The 19,110-nt window shown below is 67.3% G+C and carries 14 protein-coding genes; 8 read left to right on the top strand and 6 right to left on the bottom strand.

Features of this window, described 5'->3' with window-relative positions; translation table 11 throughout:
• Positions 1-8 precede the first annotated feature (8 nt).
• From ACWF41_RS12730 to ACWF41_RS12695, 8 genes are all read left to right on the top strand, one after another.
• Complete coding sequence (locus ACWF41_RS12730) at positions 9-1,517, top strand: sugar transferase (RefSeq protein ID WP_380321976.1); 1,509 nt, start codon at positions 9-11, stop codon at positions 1,515-1,517.
• Between the two features lie 96 nt (positions 1,518-1,613).
• A complete protein-coding gene (locus ACWF41_RS12725; protein ID WP_380321973.1) occupies positions 1,614-3,077 on the top strand; it encodes an NCS2 family permease in 1,464 nt (487 codons plus the stop codon).
• A 160-nt stretch (positions 3,078-3,237) separates the two neighbouring features.
• Complete coding sequence (tagD, locus tag ACWF41_RS12720) at positions 3,238-3,633, top strand: glycerol-3-phosphate cytidylyltransferase (protein ID WP_380321970.1); 396 nt, start codon at positions 3,238-3,240, stop codon at positions 3,631-3,633.
• 211 nt (positions 3,634-3,844) lie between these two features.
• The gene (locus ACWF41_RS12715; RefSeq protein ID WP_380321997.1) at positions 3,845-5,713 is read left to right on the top strand and encodes a glycosyltransferase family protein; all 1,869 of its coding nucleotides are present in this window, start codon (positions 3,845-3,847) and stop codon (positions 5,711-5,713) included.
• 10 nt (positions 5,714-5,723) lie between these two features.
• Positions 5,724-6,983 carry a UDP-N-acetyl-D-mannosamine dehydrogenase gene (gene wecC / locus ACWF41_RS12710; protein ID WP_380321966.1) on the top strand — a complete coding sequence of 420 codons (1,260 nt, stop codon included), beginning with the start codon at positions 5,724-5,726 and terminating at the stop codon, positions 6,981-6,983.
• Entirely contained in the window at positions 6,983-9,343 is a 2,361-nt protein-coding gene (locus ACWF41_RS12705) for a CgeB family protein (protein WP_380321963.1), read from the top strand. Before wecC ends, ACWF41_RS12705 begins: the two co-directional genes overlap by 1 nt.
• 8 nt (positions 9,344-9,351) lie before the next feature.
• Positions 9,352-11,325: a glycosyltransferase gene (locus tag ACWF41_RS12700; RefSeq protein WP_380321960.1), complete on the top strand. Its 1,974-nt coding sequence runs from the start codon at positions 9,352-9,354 to the stop codon at positions 11,323-11,325.
• Positions 11,322-12,047, top strand: a complete 726-nt coding sequence (locus ACWF41_RS12695) for a DUF6270 domain-containing protein (protein WP_380346942.1) — start codon at positions 11,322-11,324, stop codon at positions 12,045-12,047. The genes ACWF41_RS12700 and ACWF41_RS12695 overlap by 4 nt, the downstream gene beginning before the upstream one ends.
• Here the strand turns inward: ACWF41_RS12695 and ACWF41_RS12690 are convergent, their stop codons facing one another.
• The 6 genes from ACWF41_RS12690 to ACWF41_RS12665 form a co-directional block, all read right to left on the bottom strand.
• Positions 12,048-13,172: a hypothetical protein gene (locus tag ACWF41_RS12690; RefSeq protein ID WP_380320854.1), complete on the bottom strand. Its 1,125-nt coding sequence runs from the start codon at positions 13,170-13,172 to the stop codon at positions 12,048-12,050.
• 119 nt (positions 13,173-13,291) lie between these two features.
• The gene (locus ACWF41_RS12685; RefSeq protein WP_380320851.1) at positions 13,292-14,617 is read right to left on the bottom strand and encodes a glycosyltransferase family 4 protein; all 1,326 of its coding nucleotides are present in this window, start codon (positions 14,615-14,617) and stop codon (positions 13,292-13,294) included.
• Positions 14,618-14,625: 8 nt separating this feature from the next.
• Positions 14,626-16,011, bottom strand: a complete 1,386-nt coding sequence (locus tag ACWF41_RS12680; protein ID WP_380320848.1) for a DUF6270 domain-containing protein — start codon at positions 16,009-16,011, stop codon at positions 14,626-14,628.
• The gene (gene wecB, locus ACWF41_RS12675; RefSeq protein ID WP_380320857.1) at positions 16,008-17,153 is read right to left on the bottom strand and encodes a non-hydrolyzing UDP-N-acetylglucosamine 2-epimerase; all 1,146 of its coding nucleotides are present in this window, start codon (positions 17,151-17,153) and stop codon (positions 16,008-16,010) included. Before wecB ends, ACWF41_RS12680 begins: the two co-directional genes overlap by 4 nt.
• Before the next feature lie 20 nt (positions 17,154-17,173).
• Positions 17,174-18,127: an ABC transporter ATP-binding protein gene (locus tag ACWF41_RS12670; RefSeq protein ID WP_380320845.1), complete on the bottom strand. Its 954-nt coding sequence runs from the start codon at positions 18,125-18,127 to the stop codon at positions 17,174-17,176.
• The gene (locus ACWF41_RS12665; protein WP_380320842.1) at positions 18,114-19,040 is read right to left on the bottom strand and encodes an ABC transporter permease; all 927 of its coding nucleotides are present in this window, start codon (positions 19,038-19,040) and stop codon (positions 18,114-18,116) included. The genes ACWF41_RS12670 and ACWF41_RS12665 overlap by 14 nt, the downstream gene beginning before the upstream one ends.
• Positions 19,041-19,110: the final 70 nt, after the last annotated feature.

The raw sequence follows: 19,110 nt of genomic DNA, 5'->3' as shown, positions 1-19,110 counted from the left end.
AGGCCGTCGTGATCACGATCCCGGACACCGGCCAGCCCCTCCGGTCGCGCACCGCCGCCGCCCGCGCTGCCCGCGTCAAGGAGGTGCGCGACTCCTTCCGCGCCGGGTCCTGGCAGGCCTCGTACCGTCGCCGTCTGGTACGGAGCGACGTCGTGGTCGTCGTCGGCACGGCGCTCGTCGCCGCCGTCGCGCGGGGTGCCGTGGTGCGCGACAGCGTGACCCCGACGGTGCTCGGCGACCAGGTGCTGTCGGTCGCCGTGCTGGTCGCCGCGTGGCTCGCCAGCCTGTGGCTCGCCCGCGCCTACGACGTGCGGGTGTTCGCGTCCGGGCCCGCCGAGTACCAGCGGGTGTTCGACGCGTCCTGGCGGCTCGTCGCGCCGCTCGCACTGCTCGGCCTGGTGGTGGCCCGGCCGGGCGTGTCCACGTTCCTCCTCGTCGCGGTGCCGACCGGTGTCCTCGCCCTGCTCGTGGGCCGCTGGGTGTGCCGTGGGTGGCTGCACCGGCAGCGGCGGAAGGGCGGCTGCGTCACCCAGGTCCTCGCCATCGGGCTGAAGGACCAGGTGGAGCGGCTCGTGCACGAGCTCAACGACCGGCAGTCGGGCTACCGCGTCGTGGGGGTCTGCGTCCCGACGACCGACGACGTGCGCCCCGGCGAGGACATCCTCGGGGTGCCGGTGCTCGGCGACCTGCGCACCGCCGGCGCGATGGCGGCGCAGGTGGGCGCGGACTGCGTGGCCGTGAGTGGCTCGGACGCCATCACCGCCGACGTCGTGCGCCGGCTCGGGTGGGAGCTCGAGCCGGTCGGCGTGGACCTCATGCTCACCGCGGAGCTCGCCGACGTCGCCGGGCCGCGCATCACCATCACCCCCGAGCAGTCCGTGTCGCTGCTGCACGTGGACGCGCCGCGGTTCACCGGGCCGCGATACGTGCTCAAGTCCGTCGTCGACTGGACGGGGGCCGTCCTCATCACGGCGCTGCTGCTGCCGCTCATGGTCGTGGTGGCGCTCGCCGTCCGGTTGACGAGCCCGGGGCCTGTCCTCTACTCGCAGGACCGCGTCGGCCGCGACGAGCGTACGTTCCGGATGCTGAAGTTCCGGTCCATGCGCGTGGGGGCCGACGCCGAGCTCGCCGCGCTGGCGGAGCAGAACGACGGCTCCGGCGTCCTGTTCAAGCTGCACGACGACCCGCGCGTCACCGCCGTCGGCAAGGTCCTGCGCCGTCTGTCCCTCGACGAGCTGCCGCAGCTGTTCAACGTCCTCGCCGGGCAGATGTCCCTCGTCGGCCCGCGCCCGCCCCTGCCCGCCGAGGTGTCGCAGTACGAGTCGCGGGTGCGGCGCCGGCTCCGGGTCAAGCCCGGCCTCACCGGGCTGTGGCAGGTGGGCGGCCGGTCCGACCTCACCTGGGAGGAGGGCGTGCGGCTCGATGTGTTCTACGCCGAGAACTGGACCGTGTTCGGCGACCTCCTCATCCTCGCCCGGACCGCGAAAGCCGTGGTCAGCGGGCGCGGGGCGTACTGAGGGCCGTCGCCCCGGGACGTCGCCGCGCCGTGAATTCCGTGTCACGGACCGGTTTCCGTGCAGGAGGCCTTCACAAGATCTGGCACGATTCTGCTCATGGCGAACCAGACCACCGCGCCGCCCCAGGGCGAGCTGAGCGCGATCGACCGCTTCTTCAAGATCACCGAGCGAGGCTCCACCATCGGCGCGGAGATCCGCGGCGGTCTGGTGACCTTCTTCGCGATGAGCTACATCATCGTGCTCAACCCGCTGATCATCGGCACCGTGCAGGACGGCACCGGGCAGGTGCTCGGCGGCGGCGCCGAGGCCACGCCCGAGACGCTCGGCATGGTGGCCGCCGCGACGGCCCTCGTCGCGGGCGTCGCGACCCTCGTCATGGGCGTCTTCGCGAACTACCCGCTGGGCCTGGCCGCGGGCCTCGGGCTCAACGCCGTCGTCGCCTACTCGATCGCCAGCATCGACAAGGTCACCTGGGCCGACGCCATGGGTCTCGTGGTGATCGAGGGCATCATCATCCTCGTCCTCGTGCTCACCGGGTTCCGGGAGGCCGTGTTCAACGCCGTGCCCGTGGAGCTCAAGACGGCGATCAGCGTCGGCATCGGCATGTTCATCGCGCTGGTCGGCCTCGTGAACGCCGGCTTCGTGGTGCCCGGCGAGGGCACCGTCGTCGCGCTCGGCAACCTCGGCACCTGGCCGATGCTCGTGTTCGTCGTCGGCCTCGTGCTCACCATCGTGCTGTTCGTGCGCAAGGTGCGCGGCGCCATGCTGGTCGCGATCATCACGGCCACCGCGCTCGCGGTGGTGCTGGAGAACACGCTGCACATCGGCACCAAGGGCGGCGGCAACCCCAACGGCTTCAACCTCAACGCCCCGACCTTCAGCGGTGTCGTCACGACGCCGGACCTCGGCCTGATCGGTCAGTTCTCCCTGCTCGGGTCGTTCCAGAACATCGCGGCCGTGTCCGTGGTCCTCATCGTCTTCTCGCTGCTCATCGCGGACTTCTTCGACACGATGGGGACCATGGTCGCCGTCGGCGCGGAGGGCAAGCTGCTCGACGAGGCCGGCAACCCGCCGCGCACCCGCGCCATCCTCGTGGCCGACTCGCTCGCCGCCGTCCTGGGCGGCGTCGGCAGCACGTCGTCCAACACGGCGTACGTGGAGTCGACGACGGGCGTCGGCGCCGGCGCCCGCACCGGATTCGCCGCGGTCGTCACCGGCGTCCTGTTCCTGCTCGCGACGTTCCTGTCGCCCGTCGTCGCCCTGGTGCCCTACGAGGCCGCGGCGCCTGCCCTGGTCTTCGTGGGCTACCTGATGATGGCGCAGGTGGCGGGCATCTCGTGGCGCAACGTCGAGATCGCCATCCCGGCGTTCCTCACGATCATCCTCATGCCGTTCACGTACTCCATCGCGGACGGCATCGGCGCCGGCTTCATCGCCTTCGTCATCATCAAGCTCGCGCTCGGCAAGGTGCGCCAGATCCACCCGCTGATGTGGGTCGCCGGCGCGATGTTCGTCGTCTACTTCACGCTGGAGCCCCTCCAGAACGCCCTCGGCCTCTGAGAGCGAGTCCCCCTGAGCCTCTGAGCCCGGGCGACTCCCGCGGCCCCGGCCGGTCCCACGACCGGCCGGGGTCGCGGCGCGTCACCTGCCGGGTCCGCGCGCGGTCTAGGCTGCGTCGCAGGCCATGACGTCCAGTACGACCTCGACCAAGGATGAGTTCATGAAGCGAGTCATCACCTACGGCACGTACGACCTGCTGCACTACGGGCACATCGAGCTGCTGCGTCGTGCGAAGGCGCAGGGCGACTATCTGATCGTGGCGTTGTCGTCGGACGAGTTCAACGCGGGCAAGGGGAAGAAGTCGTACTTCTCGTACGAGGAGCGTCGTCGGATGCTGGAGGCGATCCGGTACGTGGACCTCGTGATCCCGGAGGACAGCTGGGAGCAGAAGACGACGGACGTGGAGAAGTACCACGTGGACACGTTCGTCATCGGTGACGACTGGGAGGGGAAGTTCGACTTCCTCAAGGAGCAGTGCGAGGTGGTGTACCTCGCGCGGACGCCGGAGATCTCGACGACGCAGATCAAGGCGGGGCTGTCGCGCGCCGACGGCTGACGCCGCACGTCGGACATCCGTGGCATCGCGGGTGAAATCGGCGTGTCTGCGCCCGTTTCCTGGACGCTTCTTGTAGGAGCGGGGCGGTCGCCCGGTATGGTTGCCCCGGCTCGGCGAGGACAGCTCCGTCGGCCGCCGCAACGTCCCTCCGGGTGACGACGCGGCTCACCGAACGAGGACTGACTGCATGCCCGCTCGTGCCGACCGACGCGTGTCTTTGGCGACCGCTCGGAAGGCCGTGTGGCACCTGCGGCACGGAGGCCCGGCGCAGCTGCGGCGCTTCCTGCGCAAGCGCCGCGCGGTCGGGGACCAGGTGCGTGGCGCCGGACGTCGGACCGCGGACGGGCTCACCTTCGACGCGTGGGCGATGCCGCGCAGGGAGCCTGCCCGCGATCTGCGGGTCGGCGTGGTGCTGGACGATTTCTCGCGGCTTGCCTTCGGGTACGAGTGGCAGCAGGTGCTCCTCAAGCCATCGTCGTGGCGCGCGCAGCTCGACGGCCTGGACCTGGTGTTCGTCGAGTCGGCGTGGCGCGGCAACGGCGGGGCGTGGCAGTACCACCTCACCGGTACGTCGGCCCCCCGCCCCGCGCTCGTCGAGATGCTCGACAGCGCCCGTGAGCGCGGTATCCCCACGGTCTTCTGGAACAAGGAGGACCCGGTCCACTTCGACGACTTCGTGGAGACGGCGGCGCTGTTCGACCGCGTCTACACGACCGACGTCGGGCGCCTCGACGCCTACCGCGAGCGGCTGGGCCACGACCGCGTGGGCGTGCTGGAGTTCGGCGCGCAGCCCGCGATCCACAACCCCGTGCGCACGCACGGGGACGGCCCGGGGCGCGACGTCGCGTTCGCCGGCACGTGGTTCGCGCACAAGTACCCGGAGCGTCGCGAGCAGGCGGAGATGCTGCTGGGCGGCGCGCTCGACGTGTCGCCGCGCATGGCCACCGGGCTGGAGATCTTCTCGCGCTTCCGCGGGCAGGGGGACCAGTACGAGTTCCCGGAGCCGTTCGGCTCGCGCGTCGTCGGGTCGCTCGACTACGCCCAGATGCTCACCGCCTACCGCGACTACAAGGCGTTCCTCAACGTGAACTCGGTGGTGGACTCGCCGAGCATGTGCGCCCGCCGGATATTCGAGATCACGGCGTGCGGCACCCCCGTGGTCACGGCGCCCAGCGCCGCGACGGGCGAGTTCTTCCCCGCCGACGAGGTCTTCGCGGTGACGACGCGGGCCGAGGCCGCGGACACGGTGCGCGCCCTGGTGCGCTCGGCCGAGCTGCGCGATCGCGCCGTCCACCGCGGGCAGCGGCGCATCTGGCGCGAGCACACCTACGGCGCGCGGGCGCAGCGCGTGCTGCACGACGTCGGGCTCGCCGACGCGGCCGCGGTGCCGCGCCCGTCCGTCACGGCGCTCGTGTCCACGAACCGGCCGCACCGGCTTGACGACGTGCTCCGCACCGTCGGCGCGCAGCGCGGCGTCGACCTGCAGCTCGCGCTGCTCACGCACGGGTTCGAGGTCGACGAGGCGGACCTGCGCGTGCGTGCGAAGGAGGCCGGCGTCGAGGACCTCGTGCTGCTGCACGCGGGCTCCGACGTGCCGCTGGGCGGCTGCCTCAACCGGCTCGTCGACGCGGCCGACGGCGACGTCGTGGCCAAGATGGACGACGACGACCTGTACGGCCCGGAGTACCTCTCCGACCAGCTGTACGCGCTGGACTACAGCGGCGCCGAGGTGGTGGGCAAGCAGGCCCACTACATGTACCTCGAGGGCCACGACGCCACCGTGCTGCGGTTCGCGGAGCGGGAGCACCGGTTCACGGACTTCGTCATGGGACCGACTATCGTCGTGCGTCGCGCCGTCGCCACCGTGGCCCGTTTCGGGGAGACCGCGAGGGGCGAGGACACCGAGTTCCTCCGCCGGGTCGTGGACCGTGGCGCGCGTGTCTATTCCGCAGACCGCTTCAACTTCGTCCAGGTGCGTTCCGGCGAGGGCCGGCACACGTGGACCGTCACCGACGCCGAGTTGCTCGCCAGCGGCTCGGTCGCCTTCTACGGGCGTGCCGACCGGCACGTCCTCGTCTGAACAGGGACACATGATGGAGATCAACACCGTCGGAGTGATCGGGCTGGGCTACATCGGCCTGCCCACCGCCGCCATCTTCGCGTCGAAGGGCGTCAAGGTGGTCGGCGTGGACGTGAAGCCGTCCAACGTCGAGGCCATCAACCGCGGTGACGTGCCCTTCGTCGAGCCGGATCTCGCCACCTACGTGGCGGGCGCGGTCCAGCACGGCACCCTGCGCGCGACGGACACCCCCGAGCCGGCGGACGCCTTCATCATCGCGGTGCCCACGCCCTTCCAGGGCGACCACGAGCCGGACCTGTCCTACATCGAGGCAGCGGTGAAGGCCGTGGCCCCGCAGCTCCAGGGCGGCGAGCTCCTCATTCTCGAGTCCACCTCGCCGCCTGGGGCGACGCGCAAGATGGCTGAGTGGGCGCTGGAGGCTCGCCCGGACCTCTCCCTGGACGGGGCCGACGGGCGCCCGCAGATCCACGTGGCCCATTGCCCGGAGCGGGTGCTGCCCGGCCGCGTGATGATCGAGCTGGTCACCAACGACCGCATCGTCGGAGGTCTCACGTCCGAGGCGGCGGAGATGGCGAAGGAGTTGTACGCCGTCTTCTGCCAGGGCGAGATCCTCCTCACCGACGCCGTGACCGCCGAGATGGCCAAGCTGGTCGAGAACTCCTACCGCGACGTCAACATCGCCTTCGCCAACGAGCTCTCCCTCATCGCGGACAAGCTGGGCGTCGACGTCTGGGAGCTCATCCGCCTCGCGAACCACCACCCGCGCGTGAACATCCTGCAGCCGGGCCCCGGTGTGGGCGGGCACTGCATCGCCGTGGACCCCTGGTTCATCGTTGACGCCGACCCGGAGCAGGCGCGCCTCATCCGCACCGCGCGCGAGGTGAACGACAGCAAGCCGCAGTGGGTTATCGACCAGGTGGTCGCCGCCGTCGAGGGGATCGAGTCGCCCACCATCGCCGCCCTCGGCCTCGCGTTCAAGGCCAACATCGACGACATGAGGGAATCTCCCGCACGGCGCATCGTCGAATCCCTCGCGGCACTTCCGACCAGCAGGATTCTCGTCGTCGAGCCGCACGTTTCGGCTCTCCCCGCCGGCTTGTCCGAGCGCGCCAACGTCGATCTCGTCGACCTTGACGTGGCGGTGGAGCACGCGGATGTCGCTGTCCTGCTCGTCGACCACGATCAATTCGTGGACAACGGAGCGGTGGCGTCGGCCTTCGCGCGACTGATCGACACTCGTGGCGCGGTCAGCCGCGTGTCGGTGAGCTGATGTCCGTCAGGGGTGCTCTGCGCACCAGAGCGCGCGTCCTCGCGAACGCGGTTTCACCGTCGGGGGCGGGAACTGTCCTGGGTGCGTGGGCCATTGCTCTAGTCGTCTTCGTCGTTCTGGACTCCGGCTTCGCGGCGCTCGTGATCGGAGTCGTCGGAACGATCGTCGGAGCGCTCGTGTCCGTCCACGCACGTTCACAGCGCCGCTACCTGCTCGCGATCCACGCCGAGTCCCGCAGGGCGGTCCATCAGAACGATCAGCTGAAGGCGAGGCTGCAGCTGGTCGAGAAGGCCGCGCGCCAGGCGACGGCTGCTGCCACCGACGCCGGTCGATCGGCCTCCGAGGCCGCGACCGCCGCGCGGGCGGCACAGGTTCGCGACCGCTCCGTGCCGTCCGATGCGAGTACCGGAGGACAGATCGCTCATCAGAGCGAGGGGTCGAGCGAGACCCCGAGCAAGACCCCAAGCCGGCTTCAATCCGTGCGACGCCAGGGACCGCCCGCCGTGGGCCACTCGTGGTACGTGCGTGCGGAGGAGGCCGCGGACGCAGCCGCGCTGGTCTCGCTCTCGGGCCCGCCCATCCACCTTGCCGTTCCTGTACGCCAGTCCGGTCGGCTCGCCGTCGAGGTCGATCTGCGGTCCCCTTCCCAGTCCGTGGATGCTCACGCCGCTCGACTGACGGCACAGTTCCGTGCATCGAACGGCGGCCGTGTCGTGCCGGACACCGACCCTCTCCCGCTCCGTTACTCGCCGGGCGTCAAGAACCTGCTCACGCTCGACGTACCAGAAGGCACGTCGACGGTTCGCCTGGAGATTGGTCGCGACTCTCGAAACGCCGAGTACAAGATCCTCAACAGGATGCGCGTTCGGGAGATCGACGCGCGTGCGAAGCGCCCGCGCACTGCACGCCACGTGCGCATGGCGATGGTGGCAGACCCCTTCACCTATAACTCGTTCAAGTTCGAGTGCGACGTCGTGTCGATCCATCCCGAACGCTGGCAGGAGCAGTTCGAGCAGCACGCGCCGGAGATCTTCTTCTGCGAGTCTGCGTGGACGGGAGCGACCCCGGAACGGGAGTGGCGCGGGCAGGTCTACGCGAGCGATGCCTGGTCCCAGGAGAACCGCAAGACCCTCATTGAGATCCTCGAGCACTGCCGGAGCCGCGGCATCCCGACGGTCTTCTGGAACAAGGAGGACCCGAGCCACTACGACGACCGGCGCCACGACTTTGTGAAGACGGCGCTCATGTTCGACCACATCTTCACGACGGACGAGGCTTGTGTTGATCGTTATCGAAACGAGTGGGGTGCTGCAAGCGTTCACGCTCTGCCGTTCGCGGCGCAGCCTCTGCTTTACAACCCGGCGAACGCGCCCGCGGAGAGGCGTCCCGGTGCGATCTTTGCGGGCAGTTGGTACGCCAATCATGTTGGACGAAGCGCTGCGATGTCCTCGATCCTCGACTCCCTGATTGGTTCCGGCACTGAGGTGGTGATCCACGACCGCTTCTACGGGGACTCCGACCCCAACCACGTGTTCCCGAAGAGGTATCAGTCGTTCACCCGTCCGGCGATCCCCCACGCAGCGCTCGCTCGGGCGTACAAGGAGTACGAGCTCGGCCTCAACTTCAACACCGAGACTCGTTCGCCTACGATGTTCGCGCGGCGGGTCTTCGAGCTCGCAATGTCCGGGACCATCGTCGTCAGCAACTACTCGCGAGGTGTCGAGCGGTTCTTTGGGGACGACGTGGTGTTCTTGGACCGCGATCCGGGGCGTCTCCAAGAGTTGTCGGCCGCGGACAGGGGCGCGATGCGGGAGTCAGCCCTGACAAAGGTCCTGTCGGAACACACTTATGCGCGCCGCCTTGAAGCCGTCCTCGATACCGCGGGAATCTCATACGACAAGCCCGACGGGCGTGTCGACGTTCTCGCCGTCGTCGCTTCACGGGACGAGGCGGCTGATGCCGCGCGGCAGGCAGACCAGCTCGCGGAACGGCGGGGGCGCCTGACCCTCGTCACCGACCCCTCGCTGCCGGCCAGTCACGTGCAGGATTTCTACCGGGACTTCGCCTCCGACGCAACGAGCGTCGTCGGGGCGTCCTTCGCCGTCGACGCGTTGGCGACTGCGGGGTGCGCGAGTGCGCGACCGTCGCTCCTGCTCGGCGACACCATGCCGAGCCCCGAAGACCTGGATGCCGGGCTTCTGCACGCCCAGTACGCGCGCCGCGGAACCGCGATCGTCGGCGACCGGGGCTTTCGATATGGGACCGCCGGCACGGACGTACCACTCGTCTTCAGTGAGGGCGCGTTGCCTATCGAGGGGATCGTCCACGGCAAGGTCCACGAGAACGTCTACCGGGTTTGAGGGAACACATGAGCGATTCACGACCGGTACTCACGGTTGTTATCCCTGCCTACAACGCCGAGTCGAAGATCGAGCGTTCGCTGGAGTCAGTCGCGCGGCTCGCAGCGCATCGGTCTGATGTCGAGGTCCTCATCATCGACGACTGCTCGACCGACAGGACTCGTGAGGTGGTCGCCAGGTGGGTGGGCCGCCGACCGGACTGGCGCCTGCTCACCTCGTCGACCAACAGCGGGTCGCCGTCGCGCCCGAGGAACATGGGAGTCGATGCCGCTCGCGGGGAGTTCGTCTACTTCCACGACGCCGACGACGAAATGCTGCCCGACGGGGTGGAGGCCCTCCTAGAGGTGGCACTACGCGAGAGCGCCGACCTCGTGCGAGGCTGGCTGGAGGTGGAGGACGACCTCGGCGCACGGATCCCCGCCAACAGGCTTGCAGATGCCCAGGACCTGACGAGCAGGGACGACCTCGCAGCACGGATCATCGGAGGGCAGAGCACGACCTGCCCCTCGCTCGTGCGTACCTCGATCCTCCGGTCGAACGACGTGCGGTGGCGCGAGGACGTGCGGATGGGTGAGGACACCATCTATCTCGCGCAGGTGCTGAGCGTCGCCGACGTGGTTCGTTATGTCGATGTCCCAACGTTCGTCTATAACCGGCGAGTGGCGGGAGACCGTTCGTCTACCCAGACGTATACCGACAGTGCCTTGCGCGACCACCTCACAGTCTGGTCCGAGGTGCAGAGGATTCTGAGCGCGCTGGGCATCGACTACCTCGCCGCCCGCGGCACGATCGGGGTGCGGGAAGCGCTGCTGGGCCTCTACAGTCGGCGTCGCGGAGAGATCTCCCAGAAGACGTTCTGCGACCTGCAGTCGTTCCTCCTCACTCACGACGCATTGATCCGCCACGAGGGCTTCAAGGCGAGGCTGCGCGAGCTCTACGAGGTGTGCCGAGATGGGACCTACGACAAGTTCCTCCGTGCGATCAAGCCTCGCCTGCTCATCGCCGGTTATGACCTCAAGTTCATCAAGGGTGCACTGCCGGCCCTTTCCGACCACTTCGACGTGGCGATCGACGAGTGGACCGGCCATGAAAGGCACGAGCTTGCGCGCTCCAAACGACTCGTCGCATGGGCAGACATTGTATTCTGCGACTGGCTCCTGGGTAACGTGGTCTGGTACGCCCGGCATGTCCGGCAAGATCAGCCTCTGATCGTGCGGGGTCATCGGTTCGAACTGGAACGCGATTTCGGTTTTGACCCTGCAATGGATCGTGTCGATCGCTTCATCTCGGTGTCCGTCAAGACTCTCGAAGATTTCTTGCGCGTGTTTTCTATCCCTCGCTCCAAGGCGAGACTGCTCCCGAACTGGGTTGACGTCGACGCGTACGCCCAGTACCCGTGGGAGGAGAAATGGAACAGGCTGGCGATCGTTGGTGCAGTCCCTGACCGTAAGGGACTTCTTCGCGCGCTGGAGATCCTGGCACGACTCAAAGAGGTCGACGAGCGGTACACGCTCGATGTCTTCGGCAAGTCGGCGCACGAGGTGGACTGGATCTGGCGCGACGGAGAGCAGCGCGACTACTTCAGGCGATGCGATCAGTTCATCGAGGTGAACCAACTCGCGGATTCGGTGACGTACCGCGGTTGGTCGGACATGCGTTCCGAGATCGGAAAGGCCGGATGGGTGCTTTCGGTCAGTGACGACGAGAGCTTTCATCTTGCCCCCGCCGAAGGGTTCGCCGCGGGATCCTGTGGTCTAGTTCTGGCTTGGCCGGGCGCAGAGTTCATCTACCCCGAATATGTCGTGCACCCGGACGTCGAGTCGATGGTCGCTCAGATCGTGAAGACCCAGGACGAGGACTCGTATTACGCCCTCGTCGCACCGGCGCGGGACTATGTGTCGGTCCGCTACGGTATCCGCCGGTTCGTTGATGGCCTCCATGAGGACGCGTCGCGTCTGCTGGCGATGCGGAGCATGCGATGACCCTTCGTGTGCTGGTCGTCGGGAGCTGCGTGACCCGAGACGTCTTCGCGACGTTCGGGGCCGACGACGGGGTCGATCTGGCGGGCTATTTCGCCCGGACGTCATTGGCCTCGGCGTTCGCGGAGCGGTCGAACGCACGATATGACCCCGCCCGAGAGTCGTCGCCCTTCAGGCGGCGAATGGTCGAGGCGGATCTCACCAAGGTTCTATCCACCGGGTTGACGGATGTAGCGTGGGACCTCCTTGTAGTTGACCTGATCGACGAGAGATTCGATCTCATCGTGGACGGCTCGGGCGGTGTGGCGACTCGGTCGAACGAACTCCTCACGGGGTACACGGCGTCGTCCGAAGATAGAATCGTGCAGTCTGGATCGGCGGAGCATTTCGAAAGATGGACTGCGGGCTTCCAGAGGTTCGTCGAGATCGTGGAAGCGTCCTCGAGGTCGGCAGACGTGAGGATCAATGCGCCCAGATGGGCGACGGTCCTGGAGGACGGAACCCCTCTCCCGTCGGCGAATCTCGAGTACATCGCACGATCGAACCTTTACCAGGACCGACTTGTGGGCCAGGCCCAAGCGAGCTCGGGGTGGCCTGTGTGGAGCTATAGCGAGACCGAGACACGGGCCGCCACCGAGCACCAGTGGGGAATCTCTCCGTTTCACTACGGTCGACATTACGATGCCGCGCTGCGCCGATACCTCTTGCGGGAGGTGGGCCCCTGATCAGCCCACGGGGACCGGGACGGGAATCTCGAAGCGGACCTTAGCCTGAACAGTGTTCCGGACGAAGCACGAGATCGAGGTCGTGCGGTCTGCTACGGCAGGCGGCACGACGACGTCCGGCTGATCGGTGTACCAGCGTTGGTCGAGGCGGCCATGCGGTCCGTTGAAGTAGTAAGCGAACTCGAAGCCGTCGACCGGCCCGTTGTACGAAACGCGGAGTTCTCCGCCGCCCAGACTCAAGGCGAAGTGATGACTTTTCACCGACCCCATGTCGATGGGGTGAAGGTCGAAGATCGCCGGAAACGCTGTGAGGAGTTGCGCGTAGGTCTCGTCAACCGTGTGCCCGGCCAGGAGCGACTTCGTCGCGAGGACGAGCACATCTCTGGGTGGTGCGATATGGCCCACCCCCCAATTGCCGAACGCTACCTGTCCGCGCGCATCTTGGAGGTGTGCGCCTTCGTCAGCCATCCCTCGGCGCGAGGCGTAGGGCCGAACATGAGACTCGGTGTGCTGCCAGTCATCGACGTTCTGGAGGACTAGCGTTCGCGATCCGGCGGAACTTACCGACCCGACAATGGTGTCGACGCCTGAGCGCCGCAGCATGCTTCGGGTCGCTTCGCGCTCTTCCGGGCCAGCGGCGAGGTCAGGGCCGAGTTCCAGTTCAGGGAAGGCTGAGCGCACATAGGACGCGACGGCTGAAGCTTCGTACATGAGTATGTCCGTCTGCGGATTCCACACGAAGGCTGTGGCGCGGTCACGAAGATCCTCCACCAACCGCAGTGCTGCATATCCGCCGCCGCTGCCGCCGACGAGGAGGAGGTGGAGATCGTAGCGATCAGCGATGCCTCGCAAGAGCGCGCTGATGGCGTCGAGTGCGTGAAACTCGTGGCATCCGGTGTACCACGCCAGCTTGAGGTCGTCGTGGTCGGTGATGGTGGGATCGGCGATGCCGATCGATGGCTTGCCAATCTCGGTGCTGATGCCCTGCCCGGAGAAGTACGGCCCTGGCTTCCCGTTGCGATCCTTGGTCGCGCCGCTCAGGATGATGGGCACGATTCCCGGGTGTTCGGCCCCGAGGGGGCGACCGTAGAACGACATATCCACGACGCCGTCGGGAAAGGACACGGAGTGCAACGATGCCTCGTGCGAATCGGGGGTGAGGAAGTGGCGAAGGCTCCGCCACCGTTGGACGGGAGCCTTCCACTGAGCGTGATCGGCCGCTGCGTGTGCGTGCACGTGAGCTCCTAGATCTTCACATGCGTCTGGCCGATGGCCCCACTGGGGTGCTTCACGAAGCATTGTACGGCCGTGACCTGCGCGAGTTCGTCGGGGCGAATCTCGATCGTGGATTGAGGCGAGTACCATTCTGTGCGAATGCGCGTCGACTCATGGAGAACGTAGAACGCGAACTCGCGACCGTCGGGATCCCCAGTATATTGAACTAGAACATTCGTAGGGCCCGGCGTGACCTGGAACTCGGGCGCCGATTCCGGGAGCGTCGCCGTGGCCTGGGGGCGACGCCCGAAACCTATCACGCTCTCATATACGGAAAGGAGTAGGAATTCCAGCATCTGAGGATTGAGCCTCATTCCTACGGTACGGCTGCTGTAGGCGAGAAAATCTCGTCTCCGCTGAGGTTCTTCGGCGAGTTCGCGGCAGAAATCAAAGAATGAACCCCCGGAAACATGGGAGTTCTCGGTCCCGTAGATAAGGGTGGCGGTGTCACCGATCGGCGATAGCGCGTAGGTGCCGATCTGGCGCGTGAGGACGGTCGGAATGCCGGAGGCGATGGCGTCGATCGCTGCCCGGCCAGGGCTGATCGTGGCGAACGAGTCCTCGTAGAGTCTGCGCAGGCCGAGGGCATCCACCCAGCCGAGAAAGCTGATGTCCGGAGCCCCCGGCGCGAGGGCCAGGGCACCAAGCTCCGCGGCCACGCGGTTTCGAGCTGACCCATCGCCGGCGATCCGAATGTGCCACGGGCGGTCCGTTGCGACCTCTGTGGATCGCTGGATGAATTCCTCGATGACGGCCTGTGTCTGACCGAAGTCGTTGTCGAGGCGGCTGACGACGGAAAGCACAAGGGGGCCCGACGCACCTCCCGGCGCTTGCCTCCCGACCTTCGCCGCTCCGATCCGGTTCTCGATGACGTGTATGCGTTCCTTTGCGACGCCGGGGACCGACTTGAGCCGATCGGCGATGGCCCCCGTGACGCCGATGATCGCGTCCGCCGATTCGTGCCACTCAGCGATGTCGTCGAGGTACCAGCCATGCATCGTGACGATCAGGGGGACTTCTTCACGGCGTGTGAACTCGACGGCGAACTCTCGCGCAGCGAACGGGTGCGAGTGCACTAGGTCCCAAGGGCCGGCCTCTCGTGCCGCATTGCATGCCGCCTCGACATCGGTCAGGTCGACATGGATGACGGGGATGTCCTGGGCGATGAGCCGGGAGGCGAAGGGCCCCGGACGACAGGCCACGACGACCTGGACATCGCGGTCACGCGCGGAGACAGCGATCTCCTCGACATGGTCGTGCAACCCCCCGTGTTCGGCGTTGAAGCTGACTGGCATGAGAACTCTCATCGGGACAGAGGCTCCTTGTCGTCAGCGAGGCTGGTCGAGATCTGGTCGAGTTCGTCTCGCACCGTCGTGGCGTGTGCAGCGGATGTCGACACAAGGTGAAGGACGCCTGTCTTGGAGGCTGCGGCCATGGCGGCCAGCGCACGCGAGGGATCCTCGTCCGATTCGAACCAGGGTCCGTCCTTCGTTGCTATGACGATCGTGGGCACTGCAGGGCGCGCGTCTTCTGTCAGCCCCCGCGGGTCGGAGAGGACTGTGGCGACCGGATGGATATGAGCCGCCGCTGCCATCGCGAGGGGTGCCCCCCAGCCGACGCCGATGAGGATGGGGTGGTCCGTCTGGCCGACTGTTCCGTGAATTGTCCGCACGTACGCGCTGGTGTGCTCGATGTGTCCAGCCTCGTCGGCAGGGGCCTCGACAACGACGAGCCTCGCGCGGGTCTGGAGGCTCTGCGGCAGCATCTCCTTGATCGATGCGGCGCCGATTCCTCGGGGGACGCAACAAATGATCGCCGGGGCGTGCGCGTCGCCCTCCTGGACCACCATCGCGCGAGGGTCGGCTACGCGCTCCTGCACTGGCTGCGGCGGACGATCAGTCCCGACTCCGTGTGCAGCAGTCCCTATGGCCGGCGTGGCGGGCTTCCGGTGGACGATTTCGTCGACGAATTCGCCGATGATCTCACTAAGCAGGTCGTAAACAGGCTTCGCAAAGTGGAACGGAGCGCTTCCCCATTGATGTTCTGGATCGGCCGTCGTCCTCGTGATGCGGACGACCGGTGCGCCGAGCTGCTCCACGAACTCGAAGTACCGCTGGAAGTGGAAGTTTGCGCTCTCGGCCGTCAGGCCATAGCTCGGGGGCGTCACAATGCCAGACGTCGTATGGGGTGCCCACTCGGGCGCGAGGACGAGCACCCGCGAGGCCAACCCCAGGGACGACAACTCATCCCACCACGCCCCGGCTGCACTGGTGAAGAGCTGGAAGTGTTCGTCGGAGCCGAACGGGAGATAACGGTCGGCGTCGGCGGAGACGGATTCGGTGATGCTTGCAGCGTCCAGTTCGACGCTGCGAGTTACGAAGGTCCCGTCAGGGAGGACGAAGCCACCGGTTCGTTCGTCCGTCAGGTCCCACAGAACGAGATCAATACTCCCGGCCTCGTGGTACGTCGTCGCCCTAAGGCTTCCACGAAGCGCCTCTTGGGTGACCCGGACTTGGAACGGCGATGAGATCGCCGACAGGTCGAGCTCGTATGCCAGCGGTGGGTAGTACGCGCTGATGATCGACTGCCGGGCGATGTACCCCGTCAGGGTAAATTCGTCCTGCGCGAGGTGTTCGAAGGTATCCCGGGAGACGCACGACCCATAGAGGAGGACTCGCGTCGGGCTCATGATCGGGACTCCACCCAGTCGAACTCGTCCGGGGCCGGCCCGCCTCTGAGACGGTGTGCGATGGCTGCCAGGATTCGGCCGGTGGCGTGGCCGTCGCCGTACGGGTTCGCCGCTTGCGCCATCGCCTCGTACGCGTCACGATCCGTCAAGAGCGTGGTGACTTCGCTGGCGATGCGCTCCTCGTCCGTCCCGATGAGCCTCACGGTGCCAGCGTCGACCGCCTCCGGGCGCTCCGTGTTCTCGCGCATGACCAGCACGGGCTTGCCGAGGCTCGGCGCCTCCTCCTGGACACCCCCGGAGTCGGTCAGCACCACGCTTGCGAGCGCGAGCATGCGGGTGAACTCCCCGTAGGCCAGCGGCTCGGTCACGGTGACGTTGTCGAGGCACTTGAGATGCGGCAACACCGCTTCGCGGACGATCGGGTTGCGGTGCGCGGGCAGGACGATCTGGACGTCGGGGAAGGCCACCGCAATGCGGGCCAGGGCTCTGCCGACGCCCTCCATCGCGCCGCCCCAGTTCTCGCGGCGGTGGGTGGTGACCAGGAGGATGCGGCTGCCAGAGTCTGCAAGGTCTTCCAGCGCCGGGTCACTGAACGGAGTCTTCTTCTCGACCGTCATGAGCAGGGCGTCGATCACGGTGTTGCCCGTGACGACGATGTCGTCGTCGGCGACGGACTCCCGCTGCAGGTTGGCCTTGCTGGTCGAGGTCGGGGCGAGATGCAGCGCCGCGATTTGCGAGGTGATCTTGCGGTTCGCCTCCTCTGGGAACGGAGACAGGATGTCGCCCGACCGGAGACCGGCTTCGACATGTACCACCGGGATGCCGCGGTGGAACGCGGCGAGGGCGGCAGCCGTCGAAGTGGAGGTGTCCCCCTGGACGATAACCGCAGCGGGCTGCTCCGCGACCAGCACGGGATCGAGCCTCTCGAGCACCCGAGCGACGATGGTCGACAGCGACGCCCCGTGCTCGAAGATGTCGAGGTCGTGATCGGGCGTGATCTCGAAGATCTCGTTGACCTGGTCGAGCATCTCTCGGTGCTGTCCGGTAACCACGGTGATCGAGTCGAGCACTTCGCTCGCCTCGATGGCCTTGATGACCGGCGCGACCTTAATGGCCTCGGGTCGGGTGCCGTACACCGTCATGATGCGCGGGCGCGAGGTTGTCACTTCGTCTTGTCTCCTTGGTTGCGACGCCGCGACGTCTTCGGCGGCCTCACGTGACGGGCAGTGTACAGACGGGACGACCTCACCTCGTCCACACGGACGGTGGTCTGTTCCCGCTCGGCAAAGGCGGTCTCGATGATCTGCTTGGCCTCGCCCGGCTTGTCCTTCGCCACGGCCCAGGCCCACTTGCGGTAGCGCAGGGCGACGTCCTCGGCGGGGCCGTCGAGGACGAGTCGACCGTGGTTGAGCCAGATGGCCCGTGTGCAGCTCTCCTCGATGGTCTGCGCGGCGTGGGACACGAGGAACACGGTGCCGGCGCTCTTGCGCAGGCCCTGCATGCGGGCCTCGCTGCGCTCCTTGAAGGCAGCGTCGCCGGTGGCGAGGGCCTCGTCGATGAGGAGGATGTGCGGGTTGGACGCCGTCGCGATGGCGAATCGCAGGCGGGCACCCATGCCGGACGAGTACGTCTTCATCGGCAGGTAGATGGACTTGCCGAGGCCGGCGAGCTCCTTGACCTCCGGGACGGCAGCGTCTGCCTGCGCGGGGGTGAGCCCCATCGCGAGGCAGCCGAGGCGGATGTTCTCCTCGCCGGACAGGTCCGGCACGAGGGCCGCGTTGACGCCGATGAGGACCGGCGTGCTCTCGGCGAGCACGCGGCCCTTGGCGGGGTTCTCGAGCCCGGCGATGATGCGCAGCAGGGTGCTCTTGCCGGAGCCGTTCTGGCCCACGAGGCCGATCTGCTCCCCGGACCGGGCGACGAAGGAGATCCCGGACAGGGCGCGCACCAGCACCTTGGGGTCGTTGCCGAGCACGGTGCGCGCGGCCTTGACGATCGGGTTCGTCCGGCGACGGCGCTCGGCGGCGTCCGTGGACGGCACGCGGTAACGCACGCTGACGTCCTGCACGGCCACCGTCGCCTGGGCGAAGGGGTCGACGAGGTCAGACGCGACCATACGACTCCTCCGCCCGCCAGAAGACGACGAAGCCGACGACGAGCGTCCCGACGGCCCAGGCGCCCAGCCCGAGCCATGTCGACAGGCTCGGCACGACGCCGTAGAGCAGCGTGTCGCGCGCGGAGTGGAGCACCATGTACATGGGGTTGGCCTCCATCACGCCCACGATCCACGGGTAGTTCGAGAACCGGTCGATCGAGAAGAAGACCGCCGACCCGTAGAGCCAGAAGCGCATGGCGACGCCGATGAGCTGGTTCAAATCGGGCAGCACGGCCGCTGCTCGGGCCAGCAGGAGCGACAGGCCGGTCACGAAGACCACCTGTAGCGCCACAACGGCGGGAAACAGGAACGCGGCCGGGCTCCAGACCTCCTGCGTCGGGAGAACGAGTAGCAGCACGAACATAGCGGCGAGCGTCGGGAGGAGGTTGAGGACTCCTCGCAGCACCACGGAGATCGGGAGCGAGGCACGGGGGAAGCTGAAGGCGCGGATCAGATTCCGTCCACTGGGGATCGCCTTCGCTCCGCCAGTCACGCACTGCGTCGTGAACTGGAACAGGAAGACGCCGATCACGAGATAGCCCAGAAAGTTGGGGATCCCCGTGTCCGCCCCAAGGACCTTGCCAAAGATCAGGTAGTACGCCAACCCGTCGAGCATCGGCTTGAGCACCAGCCACGCCTGACCGAGCAGCGTCTCGCGCGTGCCGCTGGTGACCTTGGCGCGCGCTTCGGCCCACAGGAAGTGCCGCCGCTTCCACAGCTGCGCGAGGTAGGTGCGGATCGGGGGCCGCGCGCCCACCTGGGACAGCCGCCCGGTGGACACGACCTCGAGGGTGGACGCCTGCTTGCCGAAGAGTTCCGCGTACAGGTCGACGGGGCGCGTCGCGCCCTGTCGAACTTCAGCCTCGTACGTCATCGCCCCCGCATCTTAGAGTGAGCCGCGGCGTGCTCCTGCGCGCCGCCGTCCCTGGGACGCCTCGACGAAG

The sequence above is a fragment of the Isoptericola sp. NPDC055063 genome, from assembly GCF_053608125.1.
This window is presented reverse-complemented; position numbering and strand designations above follow the sequence as displayed.

Bases quoted from the DNA above. Each gene is read 5' to 3' on its own strand.
- ACWF41_RS12685 (WP_380320851.1), bottom strand. From the start codon at position 14,617: ATGCCAGTCAGCTTCAACGCCGAACACGGGGGGTTGCACGACCATGTC.
- ACWF41_RS12680 (WP_380320848.1), bottom strand. From the start codon at position 16,011: ATGAGCCCGACGCGAGTCCTCCTCTATGGGTCGTGCGTCTCCCGGGAT.
- tagD (WP_380321970.1), top strand. From the start codon at position 3,238: ATGAAGCGAGTCATCACCTACGGCACGTACGACCTGCTGCACTACGGG.
- wecC (WP_380321966.1), top strand. From the start codon at position 5,724: ATGATGGAGATCAACACCGTCGGAGTGATCGGGCTGGGCTACATCGGC.
- ACWF41_RS12725 (WP_380321973.1), top strand. From the start codon at position 1,614: ATGGCGAACCAGACCACCGCGCCGCCCCAGGGCGAGCTGAGCGCGATC.
- ACWF41_RS12665 (WP_380320842.1), bottom strand. From the start codon at position 19,040: ATGACGTACGAGGCTGAAGTTCGACAGGGCGCGACGCGCCCCGTCGAC.
- ACWF41_RS12670 (WP_380320845.1), bottom strand. From the start codon at position 18,127: ATGGTCGCGTCTGACCTCGTCGACCCCTTCGCCCAGGCGACGGTGGCC.
- ACWF41_RS12705 (WP_380321963.1), top strand. From the start codon at position 6,983: ATGTCCGTCAGGGGTGCTCTGCGCACCAGAGCGCGCGTCCTCGCGAAC.
- wecB (WP_380320857.1), bottom strand. From the start codon at position 17,153: ATGACGGTGTACGGCACCCGACCCGAGGCCATTAAGGTCGCGCCGGTC.
- ACWF41_RS12695 (WP_380346942.1), top strand. From the start codon at position 11,322: ATGACCCTTCGTGTGCTGGTCGTCGGGAGCTGCGTGACCCGAGACGTC.
- ACWF41_RS12700 (WP_380321960.1), top strand. From the start codon at position 9,352: ATGAGCGATTCACGACCGGTACTCACGGTTGTTATCCCTGCCTACAAC.